Origin of the sequence: Pallidibacillus pasinlerensis (assembly GCF_009996845.1) — a bacterium.
Lineage (GTDB): Bacteria > Bacillota > Bacilli > Bacillales > Caldibacillaceae > Pallidibacillus > Pallidibacillus pasinlerensis.
In genome coordinates, this window is sequence record NZ_JAACYS010000007.1 from 1 (window position 1) to 23,453 (window position 23,453).

Here is a 23,453-nt window from a genome sequence, read left to right on the forward strand (position 1 = left end):
CACAAAGGCTTTTGCTGTTCCCGCTGGACTCTGAATATGCTTCACTGATTTTGCACCGCAGAAAAAATGGAAAGCATTTTTTTCGAGTCGCCGCCAATTTCCTCATCAAAAGTCTGTATTTTCTACTTTTCGGACAGCTCCTTCAGTTGTACAAAAACAATGTTTGGAAACTTAGTAGCATGTTCCATTAGTTTTTAATAATCTTATACTTTTAAGAACTTCCGCACTGACATTAAACTTCCGATCACACCAATTACACAACCCATTAATAGTAACAAACCACTTAACTGGTAAACGAACGGTGAGAAATCCAATAATTGGATAAATGTATTACCAATATGCGGTTCAATAAAGTTAGAAACGTTTTTGTAAAGAATGGCAATAATTGAAATTGGAATAATGGAACCAAATACACCTAACCATAATCCTTCTAGGAAAAATGGCCAGCGGATAAAGCCATTCGTAGCACCTACTAATCTCATAATTTCAATTTCTTCACTTCTTGCATTGATTGTAATTTTAATAGTATTTGAAATTAAGAATATAGCAGTAAATAATAATCCAAGGATTAATACAATCCCAATAGTTCGAGCGACTTTTATAACATCAAACAGTTTTTCCGTTTGAGCTTGTCCATAGTTCACATCAAATACATGTTCAAATTTTTGAATGGCTGCTGCAATTTTACCGGTAGACTCAGGTTTGCTTGCTTTTACGATAAACGCATCATTTAATGGGTTATCCTGTTCATACAGTTTCAAAACTTCTCCATCTTCACCGAAACTTTCAATTAACGCATTAAGTTCGTCTTCTTTCGAGGAGTAAGTAACCGATTCAACACCATCTAAATCTTTAATTTGCTGTTCTAATGCCTTTTGTTGATTTTCATCTGCAGTAGTTTCAACTAACACTTTAATAGAGACGTCTTTTTCAATCGATGTTGCAACCGAATTTAAATTCATTAAAATCGCGTAAAAAACACCGACTAATAATAATGTCACTGTAACCGCACCAACAGAAGCGACGGTCATCCAGCCATTACGAAAAATACTTTTAAAACTTTCCCTTGCATGGCGGCCGACTGTTCTATACTTCATAACCGTATTCACCTCGTTGTTCATCTCGGACAATTGTTCCACCTTCAATGGCGATAACCCGGTGTTTAATTTCGTTTACAATTTCTTTATTATGTGTCGCCATGACAATCGTTGTTCCACGAGCATTAATTTCTTCAAACACACGCATAATTTCCCAAGAATTTTCTGGATCCAAATTCCCTGTAGGCTCGTCCGCAATAACAAGGCTAGGTGAATTCACAATCGCACGAGCAATCGATACCCGTTGTTGCTCACCACCAGATAATTCTGTAGGAAACATTCGAGCTTTATGTTTTAAATTTACAAGATCTAATACACTCATAACACGTTTTTTAATAATTCTTGGTGATTCTTCAATTACTTCCAATGCAAAAGCAACATTTTCATAGACTGTAAGTTTCGGTAACAATTTAAAATCCTGGAAGACGACGCCGATATTTCTCCGAAAAAGAGGGACTTTACTATTTTTTAATTTCGTAATATCTACACCATTTACGATAATTTTCCCCTCTGTCGGCTTTTCTTCGCGGTACATCATTTTAATGAAAGTGGATTTCCCTGCACCACTTTGACCAACAACATATACAAATTCCCCTTGCTCAATTTCAACATCTATCCCATTAACAGCGACTACACCATTCGGATACTTTTTATATACATTTTCCATTACAATCATTTGTAATCACCTTTACTATTTTAAAGTATATTCTTAACATTTTTCATCATTAATTGTCAAAAGTTATATATTCCACGTCATATTTCTTCACAATAATCATTATAACATCAAATATTGACATAAAAAGCTAAAATTTGGTTACAAATACATTTCAAGTCCGAAAAATAATTGGCATAATACCCAATATTTTGTAAAATTTTTGTGGAATATGTTGTCCACTATCCATTATACATATCCTATCAAAAAGAGAAACCGTTAATTTTCACCTTTTTACCTTTAGCAACTATTATATATATCGGCACCAATTAAAAGTTTTAATTAATTTGCTTTTGAAGGATTTAAGACAATCTCTTTTAAACAAAATAGGACTTCTAATCGAAGTCCTAGATTTCTTTCAAATGTTAAATTCGTTATTACACTACTTATACGTTGCTAACCAATCAGCAACTTTCTTTGCATCTTCACCTTTTAATATTCCTTTTGGCATTGAGCCAACTCCATTTAAAATAATTTCTTCAATTTCTTCACTCGTATACTTACTACCAATTTTATCTAAATCAGGTGCATAACCTTCTCGCATATCGGTACCATGACAGCTTGAACATGACTGCATATACAGTTGTTCTGGTGTCAAATTTGATTTATTAGCATCACTACTGTCATTTCCTCCACCGCCACATGCAGCTAAAATTAAAACAAGCAGTCCCACAATTACACCATAAAATTTTTTCCGCATTTTTCTCCCCCTTGATTTGTAAAATTCGCAAACATTTTTTTATGGTAAAAAACTATTAAAACTACATTAGTAGTATATGAACTATGAGAATTTTTTAAAACCTTGACCTAATACTTCAGCTGCATCTAGTACAATCACAAAGGCATCTGGATCAATCAGACGAACCACTTGTTTTAAATTTGTGAATTCCGATTGATCAACGACTACCATTAATGGTTTACGCTCTTCATTCGTATAACCGCCATAAGCTTGAAACTTTGTTAAGCCACGGTCAATTTCTTCAAAAATGGCATCACGGACTTTTTCTTCTTCCTTCGTAATGATTAAAACCATTTTCGAACGATTCAGGCCGATTTGTACAATATCGATAGTCCTGCTTGTTATATATAACGCTATTAATGCAAACAGTCCTTTTTCAATATTAAATACAATAGCAGCTGATATTACAATTAAGCCATCAATAAGTGCGACACATTTACCAAGGGAAATTCCCGTATATTTCGCTAAAATTTGTGCTGCAAGGTCTGTTCCACCCGTTGATGCATTTCCACGGAAAACAATACCAATTCCTAATCCGATACCCATTCCGCCGAAAATAGCTGCTAAAATAGGATCCATTGTCCACGGTTCCATATCTTTCGTTAAAAAAACGACGAATGGTAAAAATACAGTTCCTAACAAAGTTTTTATTCCGTATATATAGCCTAAAATAGCAACCCCGGCTATAAATAGCGGTATATTTAATGCCCACTGTACATAGGCTGGCTCCCATCCAAACAATCCGTATGTAATTGTACTAATTCCGCTGACTCCACCGGATGCAATTTCATTCGGTAATAAAAAAGCATTAAATGAAACTGCCACAATGGCAGAGCCAATCAATACTAAAATAATATTTTTTACTTTTTCATAAAATGGGATTTGAATCGTTTTCTTCCTTCTTCTCATAAAAAACTCCTTATGTATAAATAACTCGTGTCAATTCTATTCTATGGTTTATTATTTACAAAATCAACGAAAAGCGAACATCCTAGAATTCTCCTTTATAAAAAGTGGTGGCGGACGCTTTCCGCGGGCACGACCTCAGCCTCCTCAACGCTCAAAGGCGTTTGCGGGGTCTTCGGTTCGTGCGCTTCCCGCTGGAGTCGCCGCCACCACTATTATTAAGGCTAAAAATTTATTTTCTTATAGAAATTCTTGACCAGTATTTGTTGATGTTTATTCTATTGAACAATCCATATTGTTAAAATTATTGAATCGTCGTCCGTAAATATGCATCAATAAATTGATCAATTTCACCGTCCATAACAGCGTTGACGTTTCCTGTTTCTACATTCGTACGGTGATCCTTTACCATAGAATATGGATGGAATACATAGGAACGGATTTGACTACCCCAACCAATTTCTTTTTGTTCACCGCGGATTTCCGCTAATTTTTTCTCTTGTTCTTCTACTTCTTTTTGATACAATTTTGCCTTTAACATTTTCATCGCAGTTTCCCGGTTTTGAATTTGTGAACGTTGTGCCTGACTTGCCACAACAATCCCTGTCGGAATATGGGTAATTCGAACAGCAGATGATGTTTTGTTAACGTGCTGTCCACCGGCACCACTGGCACGATAAGTATCAACCCGAATATCTTCTGGACGCACTTCAATTTCAATATCATCGGAAACTTCCGGCATCACTTCACAAGATACGAAGGAAGTATGGCGTCTACCGTTTGAATCAAACGGAGAAATTCGTACTAAACGATGAATTCCCTTTTCAGCTTTTAAGTAGCCGTAAGCATTTCGACCTTGAATCGATAATGTTACACTTTTTACCCCAGCTTCTTCACCAGGTAAATAATCTAGTACTTCAACTTTAAATCCTTTTTGTTCAGCCCAACGTGTATACATGCGAAGTAGCATAGAACACCAATCTTGAGATTCTGTTCCACCGGCACCTGGATGCAGCTCTAAAATGGCATTATTTTTATCATACGGACCGTTTAATAATAAATGCAACTCAAACTGATTTAAACGGTTCGTTAACTCTTCTAATTTTTCTTCAAGCTCTTGTTGCATTTCTTCATCAGGTTCTTCCTTAATCATTTCATAGGCAACTTCTAAATCTTCATACGTTTCGTTTAACGCATGAAATTCATTCACTTGATCTTTTAATGCATTCGCTTCTTCAATAATGCCTTGTGCTTTCTTTTGGTCATCCCAAAAATCAGGCATCGTCATAATTTCATCCAGTTCTGCAATACGTGCCTCTTTATTTTCTAAGTCAAAGAGACCCCCTAAAGTCCGCTAATCGTGTAGCTGTTTTTTCTAGTTCATTCCGAATTTCTGCTAATTCCATAGCAATCACCTCTATATAATAATAATTCAAAACTCAATATTATGTTAACAAATTGACTATAACTTCATGCTGTCGAAAAAATTCCTCTAATTTTTCAACAGCATATTTTCCAGGAAATTTTTAGACAAAAAATGATACATAATAATGTCGATTTTTTTAAAAAACTGAAGATCTTGTTGAATTTTGTCATTCATAATTAATTTTAACAAATAATATTCACAACAAAAAAGTTAAATATTGAATTCAAAAAAGAGGGAGAAATAAATTCCTCACCCCTTGAGTCGACAATAATATTTTATTATAGTTGGCAAAAGTTTAGCAAGAATTTTTCTTATTGCGCTACTTTACCATGGCAGTTTTTATATTTTTTCCCGCTGCCGCATGGACAAGGATCATTTCTTCCAATTTTATTTTCTACGCGAATTGGTTTCCGTTTTGGTTTTTGATCACCGTCAGATGAAGGAATCACCGCTTGCCCTTTCGCCACTTCTTGACGCTTCAAGTTATCGACAATTTGCGCCTTCATAATGTATTTTGCTACATCATCTTTAATTGATTCTATCATATCATTGAACATTTCAAAGCCTTCCGTTTGATATGCTTGTAACGGGTTGCTTTGACCATAGGCACGTAGATGAATACCTTGTCGCAACTGGTCCATTGCATCAATATGATCAATCCATTTTGAGTCAACGGAACGAAGAACAATAACTCTTTCGAACTCACGCATTTTTTCTGGTCCGAGTTCTTCTTCTCTCTCGTTATATACTTCTTCTACTTTTTCAAGAATCATACTGATTAATTCATCTTGTTCTTTCCCTTGTAAATCATCAAGAGAAATCGCCGATTCCGGTAGTAAGTTACCATGTAGATAATTTATTAACCCTTTTAAGTTCCAATCCTTTTGATCTGGATCTGAAGTAAAGGCATGAACATTACGTTCTACTACATCTTTAATCATATTGATGACAACTTCGCGAATGTTTTCTGAATCCATTACTTCGAAACGTTGTTTATAAATAACTTCACGTTGTTGACGAATAACATCATCATATTCTAATAGACGTTTACGCGCGTCGTAGTTATTTCCTTCCACACGCTTTTGTGCAGATTCAACAGCTCGTGTAACCATTTTACTTTGAATAGGTTGGGAATCATCCATACCTAAACGAGACATCATATTTTTCATATTATCGGAACCGAAGCGACGCATTAACTCGTCTTCCATTGATAAATAAAACTGCGTTACCCCTGGATCACCTTGACGTCCAGAACGACCACGAAGCTGGTTATCAATCCGTCGGCTCTCATGACGTTCCGTACCAATTACGGCTAAACCACCTAATTCTCTTACACCTTCACCAAGTTTAATATCCGTACCACGTCCGGCCATGTTTGTCGCAATCGTAACTGCGCCCTTTTGACCAGCATTAGCAATAATCTCCGCTTCACGGGCATGGTTTTTCGCGTTTAAAACATTATGTGGGATACCACGTTTCTTTAACATTTGTGAGATCAATTCCGATGTTTCAATCGCAACTGTACCAACAAGAACCGGCTGACCTTTTTTATGGCGCTCAGCAATGTCTTCAACTACTGCTTTAAACTTACCTTCCATTGTTGCATAAATTAAATCTGGACGGTCATCCCGAGCAATCGGTTTATTCGTTGGAATTTCAACTACGCTCATTCCATAAATGTTACGGAATTCCTCTTCTTCCGTTTTCGCTGTACCTGTCATACCTGCAAGTTTTTGATACATCCGGAAGTAGTTTTGGAACGTGATCGTTGCCATTGTTTTACTTTCGTTTTGGATCGGTACACCTTCTTTAGCTTCGATTGCTTGGTGCAATCCTTCACTATATCGGCGACCTTTCATTAAACGACCAGTAAACTGGTCAACAATGACAATTTCACCTTCTTGAACAACATAATCTACGTCACGTTGCATAATCGCTTTTGCCCGTAACGCTTGGTTTATATGATGGTTAATTGTTACATTTTGAACACTAAATAAGTTTTCAATCCCAAAGTAACGCTCTGCTTTATTAATACCTTCTTCCGTTAATTGGACCGTTTTTGATTTAATATCGACCGTGTAGTCTTCCTCTTCTTTTAACGTATTGACAAAGGCATTTGCTTGAATATAATATTGCGTTGATTTTTTAGCTGAACCAGAAATAATGAGTGGTGTACGAGCCTCATCAATTAAAATCGAGTCAACCTCGTCAATGACGGCAAAGTTTAATGGTCGTTGAACCATTTGCTCTTTATAAAGAACCATATTATCTCTTAAGTAATCAAAGCCAAATTCATTATTCGTACCGTAAGTAATATCCGCATTATATGCTGCTTGCTTTTCTTCACGGCTTAGTTCATTTAGGTTTAGACCAACAGTGAGACCTAAAAACTCATGAACTTGTCCCATTTGTTCCGCGTCACGTTTTGCCAAGTAGTCGTTAACGGTAATGACATGAACACCTTTACCAGAAAGCGCATTTAAGTAAACCGGCATAGTTGATGTTAACGTTTTACCTTCACCAGTTTTCATCTCGGCAATATTTCCTTCGTGTAAAACAATACCACCCATAAGCTGAACACGATATGGGTATAGACCAAGAACTCGTTTTGCCGCCTCTCTAACGACTGCAAAGGCTTCAACTAAAAGGTCATCTAATGTTTCCCCTTTTTCTATGCGTTCTTTGAACTCGTCCGTTTTGCCCCGCAATTCCTCATCCGATAGTTTTTCCATTTTTGGACCTAGGGCTTCAATTTTGTCTGCGATCTTCCCTATCCGTTTTAATTCCCTTTTGTTAAAATCAAAGATCTTTTCTAAAATGCTTGCCATTCAACAACGCTCCTTTTAAAATAAAAAAACTTATATATGTACGGCCTTAATTGGCTAGTATTTGTATCAATAATGGTATTTGTTTAGCTAAAATTTTCTGATTAAAAAAGTCATTCATATTATTTAATATTAACACTAATTAACGAATAGAGACAACAAAACTACAACGTTTGTAAAAGTTTTTACGTTTCTTAAAATTCATTATTGGATTGTGATTTATCCAATTGTTTGTAACTATACTTTTCCTATATTACTTAGTTTTTCCTGTAACTCAGTTTTTAACATACGGAATAAAGAAGAACGCTTTGAAACAAGAAAAAAGCAAGTGGAGGAAACTTATTCGTTTTTCCACTTGCTCCGTATTTAAAAGCGGTAAGTATATTTATATACGTGTCATTTTTATATTTAAACCGTTTCGATTAAGCCGTAACGACCATCTTTACGACGGTATACTATGTTTGTATTGTTTGTTTCCGCATCAGTATAAACGAAAAAGTCATGGCCTAATAAGTTCATTTGTAGAACAGCTTCTTCACTATCCATCGGTTTTAAATCAAAACGTTTTGCTCGCACAATCTCAATTTCATCGTTGTTTTTATCTTCTTTTTCCCGAACTGGCGTAACGCCATTTACGAAAATATCATTTTCCTTTAATTCTCTTGCTTTACGGTTTACTCTAGTTTTATACTTACGAATCTGACGTTCGAGTTTATCTGCTATAAGATCAATGCCAGCATACATGTCCGCGTTTACTTCTTCAGCTCTTAACGTTAATTGACTTAACGGGATTGTAACCTCAACTTTTGTCTTTTTGTCATTGTAAACTTTCAGGTTCACGTATACTGTAGCATTTAATTCTTCACGAAAATACTTACCTAATTTGCTGATTTTTTTCTCAGCATATTCTCTAAGTGCTGGAGTTACTTCAATATTCTCGCCTCGGATGTTAAAGTTCATATACTAACTCCTCCTTTTCATTTCTATATATTAATTATTCGTTAAGCGACCGTAAAATTCCTTCAAATCCTATCAGAAAATTTGTCGATTTTTTGAACATTCTGTAGGTCCATGAGAAGTTATGAACAAATATCTAATTTATTAAAGCAAATTTTTATGAGGGATAATGGAAGGAAGTATCCTCTATACATGTCGTAGCACTACTTTTATACAAGCCGATCACGTCCTGCAAGCATGCCAAACATAGCTGTTAAAATACTAACAATAATTAATGAAATAATTGGGATAATCCAAGCATTTGTTAAATCAAAAAATAGACCGATTAAAAGAGGACCAACAGCAGCGAAAACATAGCCTAAAGATTGCGCCATCCCTGAAAGCTCAGCAGCAACTTCTGCATCTTTTGACCGCATACCGATAAAGGCTAAAGCTAACGAAAACGTGCCACCTAGTCCTAGTCCAATAAAAATAATACCAATCATCATAGGCATGTAGTTTGTGCTAAACAAAAGGACTGTAAAACCAAGAATACTACATGCACAAATGCCAAGCGCCACTTTTTGTTGGGATTTGAATCGTTCAGCGATAATTGGCACAAAAAAGTTTGCCGGTAAACCAATTAATTGTGTAAATGATAACAGCCACCCAGCCGTTTCTCTAGAAACACCTTTGTTATGTAAAATATCTGGAAGCCAAGCTATGCTTGAATAAAATAAAAATGACTGCAAACCCAAAAATAAAGCTAATTGCCAAGCTAACGATGACTTCCATAAGTTTGTTTTTTCATATGTATCATTAGTAACGTGTTGGTTTGTAGCGTTTCTTTTATCAAATTTTACTAAATATAACCAAAGTAAGAATGTAACAGCTACAGGAATTGCCCAAAATGCCAGTGCATTTTCCCAACCAAGCTTCATTCCGACTGCAAATGGAATACTTAATCCAGATGCTAAAGCAGCAAAAAGACTCATGGTGGTTGTATAGACACTTGTCATTAATCCAAATTTTTCCGGAAACTTATCTTTTATTATGCCTGGTAAAACTACATTTAAAATCGCAATTCCCGCTCCGATAATAAACGTGCCGATAAACAGCGGTGTTAAATGTGTTATGAGACGTAAAATAATGCCTAATAATAATAAACCTAATCCGATAATCAATGCCCATGAATTTGATGTACGTTTAACTAACTTTGGTACAATAGGTGAAATAACCGCAAAGGCGATAACAGGTAAACTTGTTAATAAACCTGCCACCCCGTGGGACAATTGTAAATCAGCTTGAATAAGACTAATTAAAGGCCCAACAGCTGTAATAGCTGGTCGTAGGTTAATAGAGACAAGGACAATACCGATTATTAGTAACACGGTGTAAAGTAAACTCGGCAACGATCTTTTGCTTGTTACTTTTTTAACTGACTCCATGAAGAAGCTCCTTTCATGTTGTTCTCTATGTAAATATATTTTGTTTTAGGTTGCCCGAATCGGGGATTGTAAAAGATTTTTTTCGGTGGAAATTTTTGAAAGATGATATTTGATTTAAATTTCAGATTCCCAGCGTCATACTATATCAATTTTTAAAAAGAGAATTGCACCCAATTTATAATTCGCACAAAATTAATGAAAAGCGCACAACTTTTACTGGTTTTCGCACATCTTTCTATCGGTTTCGCACGTTTTTTTGGAAAATTGCACACTCTACATCCAATTTCACACACTTCGCCTATTAAATTCAAAATCAGCAAAAAATTCTCCAATTCAGCACACATTTCCACCTTTTCCCAACCACTTTTGCTCATTTTCATAGTCAACCACAAATTTTTAGATGTTTTTAAAAAACCCTAATTTCCCCATTCAATTCATAAAAAAGAGACCGGTTTAAAACCGATCCCTTTTAAAATTCCTTATTTTACTAATGCTTCAACACGGCTTACTACGTTTTCAACATTAAAGCCGTATTCTTTAACGATAACATCACCATTACCAGAAGCACCAAATCGATCAATTGCAAGCACATCGCCTTGGTCACCAACATATTTGTGCCAACCTAAGCTAGATGCCATTTCAATTGCAAGACGAGCTTTTACGCCAGATGGTAGCACACTTTCTTTATATGCTTCATCTTGTGCTTCAAAACGGTCCCATGAAGGCATGCTTACAACATTTACATCGATTCCTTTTTCTTTCAATGCCGCTTGAGCTTCAACAGCTAACGCAACTTCTGAACCTGTCGCAATTAACAATGCATCAGGAGTTTCTTTTTCACCTTTACTAATTACATACGCACCGCGTTTCACACCTTCATACGCCTTTTCAGCTGTACCTTCTAAAGTCGGTACGTTTTGACGAGTCAATACAAGCACAGTTGGAGTTTCTTTACTTTCTACGGCTAAACGCCATGCCGCTTGTACTTCATTCGCATCAGCTGGACGAATGACAGATAAGTTTGGAACGGAACGTAAACCTGCTAATTGCTCGATTGGTTCGTGAGTTGGACCGTCTTCACCAACGGCAATTGAATCGTGAGTAAACACATAAGTTACTGGTGTTTTCATTAATGCTGATAAACGGATCGCTGGTTTTAAGTAGTCACTGAATACAAAGAATGTTCCACCTTGTACTTTTACACCACCATGTAGTGCCATACCGTTTAATGCTGCACCCATTGCAAATTCACGAACACCGAACCAAATGTTACGGCCTGCGTAGTTGTCTGGACCATAGTCCCCGCCATTATCGATGTAGTTTTTATTTGAACTGAATAAGTCCGCACTTCCACCGATTAAGTTTGGCACAGCTTTCGCAACCGCATTTAATACTTTACCGCCAGATGCACGTGTTGCCATTTTATCTTCACCAGCTTTATAAACTGGTAAATCAGCATCCCATCCTTCTGGAAGGTCACCGTTTATTGCTGTAATAAATTCAGCTGCTTCTTCAGGATATTTCTCTTTATATTCGGCAAGAAGTTTATCCCAATCCGTTTCAGCTTGTTTACCAGGTTCTTCAATTTTTGCTTTGAAGTCATCGTACACTTCACTTGGTACTTCAAAATCAGGATAATCCCAACCGTAGTACTCTTTCGTTAACTTAATTTCATCTGCTCCTAGTGGCGCACCGTGTACATCAGACTTACCTGATTTATTTGGAGAACCGTATCCAATCACAGTTTTTACTTCAATTAACGTTGGTTGCTCTTTGTTTGCTTTTGCTTCTTTAATTGCAGCGCGAATTTCCTCTAGGTTATTACCGTCTTCAACAAAAAGCACTTGCCAACCGTATGATTCAAAACGTTTACTTGTTTTGTCAGAGTAAGCACGATCTAAGTCACCATCAAGAGAAATATCGTTAGAATCGTATAATACGATTAACTTATCTAATTTTAAGTGACCAGCTAGTGAAGCTGTTTCATGGGAAATTCCTTCCATTAAGTCCCCGTCCCCAACTAGGGCATATGTATAATGGTCAACAATCGGGAAACCGTCTTTATTATATTTAGCTGCTAAGAAACGTTCAGCCATTGCCATACCAGTTGCCATCGCAATCCCTTGACCAAGTGGACCAGTTGTTGCTTCTACACCGTCAGTATCCGTTACTTCTGGGTGGCCTGGTGTACGGGATCCAAATTGACGGAAGTTTTTCAAATCATCAATTGTTACATCATAACCTGATAAATGTAACAAACTATAAAGTAATGCTGAACCATGACCAGCGGATAATACGAAGCGATCACGATCAAACCATTTTGAGTTTTTCGGATTATGTTTCATAAAATCAGTCCATAGTACATAAGCCATTGGTGCAGCACCCATCGGTAATCCAGGGTGACCTGAGTTTGCTTTTTCAATCATATCAATGGATAATGTACGAATGGCATTTACGGATAATTGTTCAACGGATTTTACCATTTACTACACTCCTGTCTGTTTCTATTGATAGAGCTTGATATAAATTATGGAAGTAATTAGTCTAGCTTCCACCAATTATATAATGAGGAAATTATATTAATCCTCTATCTCTCATTTATTATGTGAAAAAAATAAATTCCTAATCGATTTAAGGAAGAAGTACAAATGAATTTTTTCGTACTTGCTTCTCATCTTTAAAAAATTAATCTTTTTTCGGAACGGATTTCCAGTCTTCTAAAAATTGTTCGATTCCTTTATCAGTTAATGGATGGCTCCATAATTTAGGGAATAAGGAACCTGGAATTGTCGCAATATCTGCGCCAGCAATTGCAGCTGCTTCCACATGAGCAAGGTTACGAACACTTGCAGTAATGATTTCAGCTTCATAGCCGTAGTTATCTAAAACAGTTTTTAATCCGTGGATTAATTCCATTCCATCTGTACCGATATCGTCTAAACGGCCAACGAACGGACTAATATATGTAGCACCAGCTTTAGCTGCCATTAAACCTTGAGCAACAGTGAAGATTAATGTAACATTTGTTTTTATTCCTTCTTTAGAAAGAATGTTTACCGCTGCTAGGCCATCTTCAGTCATCGGAATTTTCACAACAACATTATCAGCCCATTTTGCAATTTCACGAGCTTCTTTAACCATTTCATCTGTTGTAAGTCCAATTACTTCGGCACTGACTGGACCGTCTACAATACTACAGATCTCTTTAATTACTTCTTCAAAGTCGCGGCCTTCTCGTGCTATAATTGTTGGGTTTGTTGTTACACCATCAACTAAGCCTAGGCGATTTACTCGTTTAATTTCTTCAATATTTGCTGTATCTAAAAAGAATTTCATATTCCATTACCTCCTAAATGAGTGCCGTTAATTTGTGAAAATGTGCTCAGTTTCAGTATACCGTAATTTTTTGTCTTTTCCATTAATAATTATCGAATGTAATAAAAATATTTTATATTCCCTTTTATATAACGCTTATAAGGATGTTTTTTGACTTATAATATTCCACGCCGAAAAAGGATCTCCTTATTGATCACACTAACATGGGTGTTTCCGATGGACAATTTTTCTTTATCACAGGATATACATCTGGAGGTACTCCTTATGGTATTACTTGGGAAGAATGGGAGGAAGTTGAAGGGGATGAATCAACTTCAGCTCCGCAAACAAAAAATTCCTCAAAGGATGTAAATTAATTCGGGGAGTGAAACAATGAGTTTTTCACTATATTAAAGAGCTCGTTTTTTCTTAAATCGAAATACTTTTTCTACTGTAAAATCCGGAAATTCTTTCTGTTGATTTTTTTCAAAAAAGGCTTCATCAATTCCTGTTAATATTGTTAAAAAGTAACGGTCTACCCGTAATTCGTCCATTAATTTTGTTACAGAATAAAATCCTTCGTCAAAAAGTAGCTGTAATATACTTTTAACTTTCGATGGTTTTGAAATCGGAATAACATCATCAAGTGGTTCGCTCTTACGATAACCTTTTTTATTAATTAACATGTAAAAATATCGAAATTGTTGATAACTTATTAAACCAAGTCTAAAGGCTCTCATTCCTAACGCTTGTAATGATACTTGCCATTTTTGTTTCAAATCAATATAAGAATCAGGATTTGACTTTTTTAAAATATTATTACAGTCTTCCCGAAATTTCTCTTCAGGTAGTAAAAATGCTGATGCAAAAAGATGGGCTTCATCTTCTAGCTGACGATAAGCTTTTTTATCTTGCATAGTAAAGTCCATTTTATAATGTAGTAACAAATGCCCTAGCTCATGTGCAATGTCAAAATTTCGTCTCACTGCAGATTTTTTTATTGAACCTAAAATAATATATGGTCGGTCATCCTCAGTCCATAAACTATAGGCATCAATCGTTTCACCTATTTCCTTTTCAAATACAAAAGCTCCTGCTTTTTCGATTAGATAGAGAAGGTTGTTATTTGAATCTTGATTTAATCCAATCTTCTCCCTTGCCATCTCTGCTACATATTTAATTTGCTTTTCTCTCTCGAGTAAACTGTGATTTTGTAAAAATTGGATTGTTTCATTACGTAACTCTAATAAAACACTTTTTGGATATTGAATATTTTTTTCGATCTTTTTTAGGAAAGCATCGATAAATTGAACATGCATTGATTCGCTTTTTGATTTACTTAATGAATTAATAGTTTCTGAACGATAAGCAATATGTTCAACATTAATTGGTGTTGTGTCAACTTTTTCGATTAAGTCTTGGTTATAAAAGTATGATGACTTTACATGAAAAAATGCTTTCAATTTATTAATTACTTCCATTTTAGGAGAAACATAACCGTTTTCATATTGCCATATAGCCTGTTCAGTTACACCGATTTTCTCTGCCAACTGCTGCCTAGACAAGTTATTCATAATTCTAATGTTGGCCAAACTTTTTCCCACAAACACAGGCTAAACCTCCTTATTTTTACGATCAGACCCCTCTTTGGCATCATCTTTAATACCGATATCAAAGTAATGAGCACCAATATTTTCTTCTGCTTCAACACTCGTAGTTAATGCACTAATTACTTCCTCATCAATCACTGGTTGTTGAGATGTACTAATGTAGTGTGTCAAGTCATCAACAGGATACGCTTTTTTATCTATTGGATTTGGAAGAAAAAGTGAAATTCTTGATATGAGTTGGGATTCATCAATAGCATAAGTAATTATATAGAAACGGTCATACACCTTTACTACTTTTTCAAGTTTAGTATGGTTAATAACTGCAATTGTAATTGCAATAACGGATGCGAATACGATCATTATGGCAAATAATCGTAACCGAAAGTTCCCTTTCAATTATATCCTCCTAATTTACTAAAAATTCTATAATTCTATTGTATAGTACCACACTAATAATAATAAAGTATGAAACGATAATGAAATATGATATAGACGTAAAATCCTTTTTAGACGCAAAAACAAGAACCTGTTGATACTTTAATACCAACAGGTCCTTAGTTAAATTATCAGCTTATGTTTAAATTGAAACGGCATCCTCTTTTTTCTTCTTAATACCGACTTTTACAGGTTTAACTTGTTTTTCTTTTACTTTGACCTTCTGTTTTTCTGCTTTTGGAGCAACTTCTTTTGAGACGACTTTAACGAGTGAAATCATCATAAAGACGATAATAACCGTAAATGGCAGAGCTGCAACAAGGGATGCTGACTGTAATCCTGTTAGTCCACTTGTCGATAATAATACTAATGCAATTGAACTAACGAGCACTCCCCAAACTATGCGCATACCAATTGGCGGATTCGTACTTCCATTTTCGGACATACTACTTAAAATATATGCTGCAGAATCTGCAGATGTTATTAGGAACATAAAGATTAATATAATGGTGACTACTGATAAAATTTCCGTAATTGGCAACGTTTCAAACAGTGTAAAAATCGCCAATGTAATATCATTATTGGTTACAGTTGCAATATTGGAACCTTTAAATAGATCCATATATAAAGATGTTCCGCCAAAAACGGCCATCCACATCATCGAAAGTAATGCTGGTGCGACCATAACTCCGATTATAAATTCACGAATCGTCCGTCCTCGTGAAATACGTGCGAAGAAAGCTCCTACGAATGGCGACCAAGCAATGGTCCAAGCCCAATAAAAGATCGTCCATTCATGTACCCAATGCTCACCACTGTATGGTGTCATATTTAATGAATAACTAATGAAATTCGAAATATAATCTCCAATGGCAACTGTAAAAGTCTCCATTATAAATACAGTTGGTCCTGCGAAAAATACGAAAACCATTAATAATATGGCTAAAGCTAAGTTCGCATTACTTACCCATTTGATTCCCTTGTTTAAACCAGATGTTGAGGACAAGAGAAAGAAAACTGTCATTATGGCGATAATCGCAAATTGTACCCAGAAATTGATTGGTGTGTTAAAAACCGCATTCAAACCACCATTCGTTTGCAGTACACCCATACCAACGGAAGTTGCGACACCCATTACCGTTGCCACAATCGCTAATATATTAATCGTGTTTTTCACACTTTGACTTTTACCGTTTTTCGGAATAAGTGGCTCTAATGACGTTGAAATAAGCCCATCTTTCTTTTTCCGAAATTGAAAATAAGCAATCGCAAGACCTACAACAGCAAAGATTGCCCACATACTTAATCCGTAATGGAAAAACGCTTGCCCCATGGCAACTCGAGCAGCTTCTGAAGACTGTGGAGTTATACCATCAGAAGGTGGATTAAAGAAATGGGTCATCGGTTCACCGACACCATAAAAGACGAGTGAAATTCCTAGACCACATGAAAACAACATCGCAATCCATGTAAATGTACGAAATTGCGGTTTTTCCTCATCTCCACCTAAGCGAATTTTTCCAAACTTACTAAAAGCCATGTACAAACCAAAAATAACCATCGCTAAAACGGAAAGTAAGTAAAACCAACCAAAATTTTTCGTCGTAAATTGATACGCCGTTTCCGCTCCATTAGCGAACCCTTTTGGAAAAACAATTCCAAGAACAACGAAAAACAACACTGTAGCCGCTGACATCCAAAACACAATATTTAACTTTTTACTTTTACTTCGAGACTTCATCAACTCTTCCTTTCGAATTTTAGTTTCCGCAATTTGAAAAAATTCTACTGTTTACAAGAAGTCCTTGTAAAACAATAGTTAGGCAAGATGAAGGGGAAGTAGTAAAGAAATCATATCTATTACGAATTGAGGAAGGTACGTAATAAGATATGAGTGGAATTATACGAATTATTTTTCTTATCGTCGCAATGAGTGCAACCTCTCCACTTTGGAACGGACAAGTTTGCGAAGGACTTATCCAGCACCAATTGCTTTAAGTTGGTATCTTGTTATTCGTAAGCTAAGGTATTTAGTGAAAATCGAGCCACCAATGCTTACGAACACCCCTTCTTTTAGCAAAGAGACATTGTGACAATAGGAAAAATAATTCTTTGAACGTTTCATTGTCAATTTGTAAGAAATTCTAAAGAATTGAAACGTTTCTATTAAATATTAACAAATTGTGGTAGAAAACTAAAATTGGATAATAATTGATTTGTGGGGATAAGGGATGATTTAGCTAGTTATAGGTATCATTAAGCCATCATAACTTTTAATTATCTGGAAATGCTCGATAATGCTGGCAAATTGTATGGAGAATGGTAATTATTTTTAGAAAAATCCGGATTTTTAGTTGCGTGTTTTAGGATGCTCAGAAATTTATTGTTCCTTTCGCCAAAATCATTCTTACAAAAAAGCACCCTAATAAATTAGGATGCTATCTCTCTTAAACATTAATATCTATATTTCCTCCTAAATGCGGCTGAGCGGCGTGTTGGATTTGCTTTACACTCGCTTGTCCCAACATTTCATTAATGAAATCCGCTTGGACTTGGGCTTGATCCATAGCTTGATTCATCATCGATAACGATACTTGTTTCATCACTTTTCCTTGACTTAAAGCCATTCACATAAGCGCAATATCCACATTAAGCACCTTCTTTATTTCCGTTTATCAAAAAATGATCCGCCCGTATTTTGTAATGAAGCATATGGATTAATATATTGACGGTTTGATTTTTTCGTAACTTTTAATTGTTCCATATCCTTTTGGATATTTTGTTTTTCTTGTTGTAGCAATGCATCGAGCTTTTTATTTAATTGCATCGCTTGTTTCGCAAGAGTCTCTTCACCGCTCGAAAGTGGCTTCTCTATTTTGTCGAGAAACTCCTGACGCTTTTCTAACATTTTATTAATTTCTTCAATCCGCTTTTCTCGGTCTTCTTCAGTCGAGTTTTCTAAGTACCGAATTATTTCCACAGTTGTTACGTAAACGCCTTTCACCGGATTCATTAAACAGCGCCGCCTTGAGAGAATGTTTTTTGACGATTAACTTTAATAACTTCTTTCCACGTATCACGGAACTCCGTTACAATCGCTTCTGCCTCTTCTAAACTTTCCACACTATTTTTCACGTTCGCTTCAATTAACTTTGTACGAACGAAATCATATAAAGGCATCATTTGTTTTGAAATTTCCATATCCATATTTAACGTAACCATTAATTCATTAATGATGTTTTGTGCCTTTTGGATATTTGTGTTTTTCAATTCGATATTATTATCTTGAATCGCTTTTTTCGCAATCCCTATAAATTTTAAACAACCATTATACAACATTAATGTAAGTTCACCGGGTGAAGCTGTATTCACTGAGTTTTGTTGATAAGCTTGGTATGGATTTGACATTGACATGGTGCTTCATCCTCACTTTATTAATAGTTTTTAAAAATTTCACGCCAACATAATACAATCATATCAAAAATTAAGTGAATATGAATGAATTTGTTGTGACTTTTTTCCTACATAAAGAATTGTGATAACTGCATCATTTGGTTATTCGATTGCATAATGGCTTTTTCCATCAAAGTAAATTGACGATAATAACGATCTTCTAATCGTTGTAAACGCTGTTCGAACCGTTCAATTCGGTCTTCGAAGTTAGCAATTTGACGGCCAATTGTATATTGATGTTCCGTCATATTTGCATTACCGGCACGGGCTTGAATTCGATCTCTCGTACCTTGAAGAATATCTCTTAAACGACGAACAACACCTTTTTCACCAAAGGTCGAGTTTGAGTCTCCGCTCCTAAATAAAAGTTCAACCGACTCTGGGTCATTTTCAATCGCTTCACGTAATCGGGTTTCGTTAATTTCCAATTTCGCACTACGGAAATCGGACGTTGTGTTAATCCCTATACTTGATAATGACGTCCTTTGTGGATTAAGTTCATTATTGTTTACGGCAGAAAAGAGGGCTGACCGCATTTGTGTAATCATACTAGATAGAATTGGATCGCGCCGTAACAAACCGCTTCGAGCCATTTCTTCCCATTTTTCTTGTTGTTTATCTGTTAACTCTTCTCGCTCTAAATCGGATAATGGTGCATATCCTTTATAATACGGTTCATTAAGTTTCTCTTCAATTTTTCCAACAATTTCATTATATTTATCGACAAATCCTTTAATCGATTCAAAAAGTTTTTCACTGTCATTATTAACACTTAATGTTACAGGTTGAACACCATCTGCAGCATCGAATATATTTTTTAACGTGAAGGAAACGCCGTTAACATTAAACGTATTAGATGTTCGTTGTGTTTCAAGTCCATTTATTGTAAAAATTGCATTTTGACCCGCATTGTAAGTAGCAGCACCCTCACTACCTTCACCTTCAGAAAAGGAAAATCCTAAAACATCAGTAAAAAATCCACCGTTTAACTCGATATCTCCCTCTGGATTAAAAACTCCTGTTTCTGTACGAGTAATCGTAACTTGGTCTGTATAATTGTCATAAAACATCATTAAACCTAAGCTAGAATTATTCACTTCTTTAAAAACATCATTTAAAGAACGGTCCCCTCTAACTAAGAAATTCTCATGTCTAATTCCTTCAGATGTATGCGTAGTTGCATCAAAAGAGAAATAACGTTGTTGATATTTAATTTCGATTTCAAGTTCTTTCGTATCACCAGTAAATTTTTCTGATAAAAATTCATCTCCAAAAGAGATTAACCCAGTTTCAAAGTTGATTGTTCCAACAGAGTCAGAATCAGCGCCACCATTAGGAACTATTTTCCCTTCGTTAGGGTCATGTTCACTAGGTACAAACCTATATGTAGTACCATCTATCGTAAGAATATTTTCAAACTCTCTATTTAGAGCCCCACCAATTTGAATTGTTTTTTGGATAGTTCCATTTTGATCTTTTGTTAATTTTCTCGTTTCTTCTTTAAATTCAACGACATAATCAACTTCAACTACATCATTCTTCTTTAATGGACTATTAAATACAAGTTGACCATCTTCAATCCAAGCATAATTTTCAGTTATATTTAGATTCTCCGTACTCGTTGGTTTTTCGGAAAATACGGTGATCCCTTTTCCATTTATTTTTACTGAAAGATCGTCTGTAAATCGTTCTTGACCATTTTTTAAAAATGCAACAGTATTAGTAGTTTCACTTTCGATTTTGATTGTGTTACTGTCTAAAACACCGGATTTCCATCCGAAATTATTTTCCGCAAATTTATCTTGAATTTCGTGGATTGATTTTGTCAAATCAACTTTTGCTTCACCAGAGATACCACGATCTAAACTAATCATTGTCGCAGCTTTCGCTAACTGCTTCACTTCAGAAATCGTATACGTCCCAGTACCTGCTCCACTTGCAGCAGTAGCTGTTACGAAGTCCTCATTCGAACTTGTCACACTACGCGTTTGATAACTCCGTTGTAATGTAAAATCTAATAAATCATTATAGAAACCATAAATCGCTGTATTGATTTCTCTATATGCGTCCCGCTTCCACTCTAACGTTGTTTTTTCTTTTTCTATTTTATCTAACGGCATCCGTTCAGCACGCATTAAGTCTTTTACAATCGTGTCAATGTCCATTCCACTGGCTAATCCACTAACCCGTACACCAACCATTTGTTTTCACATCCTTTTAAAAACTACTGAATTAAATTTTTTCGTCGATGATAATGCCCATTCTTTCAGCCATCGCGGCATATAAATCAAGCATTTTTTTCGGAGGTACTTCTCGAATAACTTCTTGTGTTTCCTCATTAATTACTTGAACATAATATTCTCCTAGTTTATCATGCATTTCGAATCTTAATGCTGTATACGTAGGCGTTAAAAAATCATTCAACGCCTGTACAATTTCATGGATTTGTTTTCTACTTAGATCATCTTGTTCTTTATAGTTTTGATAGTTTTCATTAAACGAATGTTGAATATCTTCTTTTAATTGATTTGTGACCCCATTCATTCTAGATGTGGTAACCGGTTGTTGGGAAGCAATATGTTTAACCATTGTTCATCCCCCTAGTTATTACACGATTTCCATTCGAACGTATATATCTATTCTTTTTATCGGCACAAATCAAAAAAATTTTATCCATATTAAAAAATATTTGATACAGGGGTGCGAAACAAGGGGACGGGTCCGGTGTTTCACTTTCATAAATGAAACACCGGACCCGTCCCCCTGTACCAGTAGCGCTAACCAGTAATTCTATTAAATAATAAAAGAGACCCTAGTAAATATACTAGAGCCTCTTGAAAAGAATTTAATATTAACGAAGAAGTTGTAAAACTCCTTGTGGTAATTGGTTGGCTTGAGCAAGCATTGCTTGAGAAGCTTGTGCTAATATCGCATTCTTAGTTTGCTCCATCATTTCTTTCGCCATCGTGCGAACATTTGCTTTCACAAATGACTAGACTATATCTTCACCCTCTAGAACTCTAGTAGGGGTCGGGTTCTTCGGATCCACAATACTGATGGACTATTGCTTCACCTACGGGTTTCATCATCTTAGGCTTAGCCCTTAGATGGTATACCCTAGTCGTTGAACCTTCTCCAAGGTTTCCCCACAGGAGCTTGGCTGCTGATTGCCCAATCTTTTCTTTTTTTAAACCATCACGCCTGCCGTTTCCAACTACGTTGTGGTAAGAAAAGCTCTAAGGGTTTTCCAGCAATTCACCCGATCATAATCCTAACCGTTACCAGCTAGGACGACTGTGCTTGTCATGGCTTTAAGCCACTAAAGCATAATCAACGTCACGGATACGAGATTCCGCTGCTGTTAGGTTTTCTGCAGAAGTACCTAAGTTGTTGATTGTATGTTCTAAACGGTTTTGAACAGCACCAAGTTTAGAACGTTCTGCAGAAACTTTCTCAATTGCATTATTTATTGTAGTTATTGCAGTACTTGCTTTTCCTGAATCTGTGATATCAATAGCATTCCCAGAGGAATCACGAACTCCTAATGCACTTGCTCTCATATCTTCGATACCAACTAAGATATTTTGTCCACTATTTGCACCAATTTGGAATGATAAAGCTTTTGACGCATCAGTTTGTTCGGCCTTAGCAGCATTAAAACTTAGAGTTACGCTTTCTCCTACACCCATATCAGTTAAACCTGTAATACCAATAGTTGCAGTTGATCCTATTATATTTGCAACAGTTTGATCATATGCATTTAAATCAAATCCACTATTAGCAGGGTCAGAAACTACAAATTGAGTTTGATCTGCTACATTGTTTACGCGAGTAATAGTAATTGTTCCGGAAACATTAATATCATCTGTATCAGCTATTGTCAACTTAATATCGGCTCTACTGTTATTTTGGATTGTATACGAGCCAGTTTCAGCAGCTGAAAGTCCAACTTTTTCGCCATTTAATAATTTTTGAGTGTTGAATTCTGTTGTATTTGCAATTCTATCAAGTTCTTCTGCTAATTGATTTACTTCTTTTTGAAGCTCTTTTCTATCTGCTTCTGTATTAGTATCGTTGGAAGATTGTACAGCTAATTCACGCATACGTTGTAAAATTGCATGAGTTTCATTTAATGCACCTTCAGCAGTTTGGATTAATGAAATACCATCTTGTGCGTTTTTAGACGCCATTTCCAAACCGCGAATTTGTCCACGCATTTTTTCAGAGATCGCTAAACCTGCTGCGTCATCTCCAGCACGGTTGATACGTAGACCAGAAGATAATTTTTCCATAGATTTCATTTGTGCGTTGTTCGCATTACCTAACTGACGATATGTGTTAAGAGCTGCAATGTTGTGGTTAATTCTCATTTTACATTTCCTCCTTGGATTTTTTTAGATGAACTTCCTTTTTCATCTTTGTCCTCCCTTGTTAGATACTCAATCTTATCCGGAATCGATTTTTCTCCAACAAAAAAGGACGAGTGAATTATATGACTAGAACCTTAAAATTGCCTCCTGCAATGGGTTCTAACCATATTTATTCACTCGT

21 protein-coding genes are annotated in these 23,453 nt (G+C 35.7%); 1 reads left to right on the forward strand and 20 read right to left on the reverse strand.

Going from position 1 to position 23,453, the window contains the following annotated elements; all coding sequences use genetic code 11:
- Positions 1–203: 203 nt before the first annotated feature.
- The 10 genes from ftsX to fsa all read right to left on the reverse strand — a co-directional run bounded on the left by ftsX (position 204) and on the right by fsa (position 13,425).
- A complete protein-coding gene (ftsX, locus tag GW534_RS02615) occupies positions 204–1,097 on the reverse strand; it encodes a permease-like cell division protein FtsX (protein WP_161919505.1) in 894 nt (297 codons plus the stop codon).
- Positions 1,087–1,773 (reverse strand): cell division ATP-binding protein FtsE, encoded by a 687-nt coding sequence (gene ftsE, locus GW534_RS02620; protein WP_161919506.1) that lies wholly within the window; start codon positions 1,771–1,773, stop codon positions 1,087–1,089. The genes ftsX and ftsE overlap by 11 nt, the downstream gene beginning before the upstream one ends.
- A gap of 418 nt (positions 1,774–2,191) precedes the next feature.
- Complete coding sequence (gene cccB / locus GW534_RS02625) at positions 2,192–2,509, reverse strand: cytochrome c551 (protein ID WP_161919507.1); 318 nt, start codon at positions 2,507–2,509, stop codon at positions 2,192–2,194.
- 81 nt (positions 2,510–2,590) lie between these two features.
- Entirely contained in the window at positions 2,591–3,457 is an 867-nt protein-coding gene (locus tag GW534_RS02630; RefSeq protein WP_161919508.1) for a YitT family protein, read from the reverse strand.
- A 301-nt stretch (positions 3,458–3,758) separates the two neighbouring features.
- Positions 3,759–4,860, reverse strand: a protein-coding gene (prfB, locus tag GW534_RS02635) for a peptide chain release factor 2 (RefSeq protein WP_246203873.1) whose coding sequence is annotated in 2 segments (ribosomal slippage) — positions 3,759–4,787 and positions 4,789–4,860 — 1,101 coding nt in all. Because the reading frame shifts where the segments join, the coding sequence is not laid out codon by codon here.
- A 331-nt stretch (positions 4,861–5,191) separates the two neighbouring features.
- Positions 5,192–7,708 carry a preprotein translocase subunit SecA gene (secA, locus tag GW534_RS02640; RefSeq protein WP_161919510.1) on the reverse strand — a complete coding sequence of 839 codons (2,517 nt, stop codon included), beginning with the start codon at positions 7,706–7,708 and terminating at the stop codon, positions 5,192–5,194.
- A 405-nt stretch (positions 7,709–8,113) separates the two neighbouring features.
- Positions 8,114–8,665, reverse strand: coding sequence for a ribosome hibernation-promoting factor, HPF/YfiA family (hpf, locus tag GW534_RS02645; RefSeq protein WP_161919511.1), 552 nt, complete (start codon positions 8,663–8,665; stop codon positions 8,114–8,116).
- A gap of 206 nt (positions 8,666–8,871) precedes the next feature.
- Complete coding sequence (locus tag GW534_RS02650; RefSeq protein WP_161919512.1) at positions 8,872–10,089, reverse strand: CynX/NimT family MFS transporter; 1,218 nt, start codon at positions 10,087–10,089, stop codon at positions 8,872–8,874.
- Between the two features lie 479 nt (positions 10,090–10,568).
- Positions 10,569–12,572: a transketolase gene (gene tkt / locus GW534_RS02655; protein WP_161919513.1), complete on the reverse strand. Its 2,004-nt coding sequence runs from the start codon at positions 12,570–12,572 to the stop codon at positions 10,569–10,571.
- 202 nt (positions 12,573–12,774) lie between these two features.
- Positions 12,775–13,425 carry a fructose-6-phosphate aldolase gene (fsa, locus tag GW534_RS02660; RefSeq protein ID WP_161919514.1) on the reverse strand — a complete coding sequence of 217 codons (651 nt, stop codon included), beginning with the start codon at positions 13,423–13,425 and terminating at the stop codon, positions 12,775–12,777.
- Between the two features lie 203 nt (positions 13,426–13,628).
- Here fsa and GW534_RS16100 point away from each other — a divergent pair, with 203 nt between their 5' ends.
- Complete coding sequence (locus GW534_RS16100; protein WP_202630804.1) at positions 13,629–13,781, forward strand: hypothetical protein; 153 nt, start codon at positions 13,629–13,631, stop codon at positions 13,779–13,781.
- 33 nt (positions 13,782–13,814) lie between these two features.
- Here the strand turns inward: GW534_RS16100 and GW534_RS02665 are convergent, their stop codons facing one another.
- The 10 genes from GW534_RS02665 to GW534_RS16635 form a co-directional block, all read right to left on the reverse strand.
- Complete coding sequence (locus GW534_RS02665; protein WP_161919515.1) at positions 13,815–15,014, reverse strand: spr1629 family repressor/antitoxin; 1,200 nt, start codon at positions 15,012–15,014, stop codon at positions 13,815–13,817.
- A gap of 3 nt (positions 15,015–15,017) precedes the next feature.
- Entirely contained in the window at positions 15,018–15,410 is a 393-nt protein-coding gene (locus tag GW534_RS02670; RefSeq protein WP_161919516.1) for a hypothetical protein, read from the reverse strand.
- Positions 15,411–15,591: 181 nt separating this feature from the next.
- Positions 15,592–17,190: a BCCT family transporter gene (locus GW534_RS02675; RefSeq protein WP_161919517.1), complete on the reverse strand. Its 1,599-nt coding sequence runs from the start codon at positions 17,188–17,190 to the stop codon at positions 15,592–15,594.
- Positions 17,191–17,896: 706 nt separating this feature from the next.
- On the reverse strand, positions 17,897–18,076 hold the full coding sequence (locus GW534_RS02680) for a YjfB family protein (RefSeq protein ID WP_246203876.1): 180 nt from the start codon (positions 18,074–18,076) through the stop codon (positions 17,897–17,899).
- Positions 18,077–18,111: 35 nt separating this feature from the next.
- Positions 18,112–18,462 (reverse strand): flagellar protein FliT, encoded by a 351-nt coding sequence (locus tag GW534_RS02685; RefSeq protein WP_161919518.1) that lies wholly within the window; start codon positions 18,460–18,462, stop codon positions 18,112–18,114.
- Entirely contained in the window at positions 18,462–18,863 is a 402-nt protein-coding gene (gene fliS, locus GW534_RS02690) for a flagellar export chaperone FliS (protein WP_161919519.1), read from the reverse strand. Before fliS ends, GW534_RS02685 begins: the two co-directional genes overlap by 1 nt.
- Positions 18,864–18,970: 107 nt before the next feature.
- The gene (fliD, locus tag GW534_RS02695; RefSeq protein WP_161919520.1) at positions 18,971–21,103 is read right to left on the reverse strand and encodes a flagellar filament capping protein FliD; all 2,133 of its coding nucleotides are present in this window, start codon (positions 21,101–21,103) and stop codon (positions 18,971–18,973) included.
- A 31-nt stretch (positions 21,104–21,134) separates the two neighbouring features.
- Positions 21,135–21,491 (reverse strand): flagellar protein FlaG, encoded by a 357-nt coding sequence (gene flaG, locus GW534_RS02700; protein WP_161919521.1) that lies wholly within the window; start codon positions 21,489–21,491, stop codon positions 21,135–21,137.
- Positions 21,492–21,753: 262 nt separating this feature from the next.
- Entirely contained in the window at positions 21,754–21,888 is a 135-nt protein-coding gene (locus GW534_RS16105; RefSeq protein ID WP_407670434.1) for a flagellin, read from the reverse strand.
- 325 nt (positions 21,889–22,213) lie between these two features.
- Positions 22,214–23,272 (reverse strand): flagellin N-terminal helical domain-containing protein, encoded by a 1,059-nt coding sequence (locus GW534_RS16635; RefSeq protein ID WP_161919522.1) that lies wholly within the window; start codon positions 23,270–23,272, stop codon positions 22,214–22,216.
- Positions 23,273–23,453: the final 181 nt, after the last annotated feature.

Excerpts from the sequence above, each read along its gene's own strand:
- tkt (WP_161919513.1), bottom strand. The coding sequence starts at position 12,572 with ATGGTAAAATCCGTTGAACAATTATCCGTAAATGCCATTCGTACATTA.
- hpf (WP_161919511.1), bottom strand. The coding sequence starts at position 8,665 with ATGAACTTTAACATCCGAGGCGAGAATATTGAAGTAACTCCAGCACTT.
- secA (WP_161919510.1), bottom strand. The coding sequence starts at position 7,708 with ATGGCAAGCATTTTAGAAAAGATCTTTGATTTTAACAAAAGGGAATTA.
- GW534_RS02685 (WP_161919518.1), bottom strand. The coding sequence starts at position 18,462 with ATGAATCCGGTGAAAGGCGTTTACGTAACAACTGTGGAAATAATTCGG.
- fliD (WP_161919520.1), bottom strand. The coding sequence starts at position 21,103 with ATGGTTGGTGTACGGGTTAGTGGATTAGCCAGTGGAATGGACATTGAC.
- GW534_RS02675 (WP_161919517.1), bottom strand. The coding sequence starts at position 17,190 with ATGAAGTCTCGAAGTAAAAGTAAAAAGTTAAATATTGTGTTTTGGATG.
- GW534_RS02630 (WP_161919508.1), bottom strand. The coding sequence starts at position 3,457 with ATGAGAAGAAGGAAGAAAACGATTCAAATCCCATTTTATGAAAAAGTA.
- cccB (WP_161919507.1), bottom strand. The coding sequence starts at position 2,509 with ATGCGGAAAAAATTTTATGGTGTAATTGTGGGACTGCTTGTTTTAATT.
- fliS (WP_161919519.1), bottom strand. The coding sequence starts at position 18,863 with ATGTCAATGTCAAATCCATACCAAGCTTATCAACAAAACTCAGTGAAT.
- GW534_RS02650 (WP_161919512.1), bottom strand. The coding sequence starts at position 10,089 with ATGGAGTCAGTTAAAAAAGTAACAAGCAAAAGATCGTTGCCGAGTTTA.
- flaG (WP_161919521.1), bottom strand. The coding sequence starts at position 21,491 with ATGGTTAAACATATTGCTTCCCAACAACCGGTTACCACATCTAGAATG.
- ftsE (WP_161919506.1), bottom strand. The coding sequence starts at position 1,773 with ATGATTGTAATGGAAAATGTATATAAAAAGTATCCGAATGGTGTAGTC.
- fsa (WP_161919514.1), bottom strand. The coding sequence starts at position 13,425 with ATGAAATTCTTTTTAGATACAGCAAATATTGAAGAAATTAAACGAGTA.
- GW534_RS16100 (WP_202630804.1), top strand. The coding sequence starts at position 13,629 with ATGGGTGTTTCCGATGGACAATTTTTCTTTATCACAGGATATACATCT.
- ftsX (WP_161919505.1), bottom strand. The coding sequence starts at position 1,097 with ATGAAGTATAGAACAGTCGGCCGCCATGCAAGGGAAAGTTTTAAAAGT.
- GW534_RS02680 (WP_246203876.1), bottom strand. The coding sequence starts at position 18,076 with ATGGCTTTAAGTCAAGGAAAAGTGATGAAACAAGTATCGTTATCGATG.
- GW534_RS16635 (WP_161919522.1), bottom strand. The coding sequence starts at position 23,272 with ATGAGAATTAACCACAACATTGCAGCTCTTAACACATATCGTCAGTTA.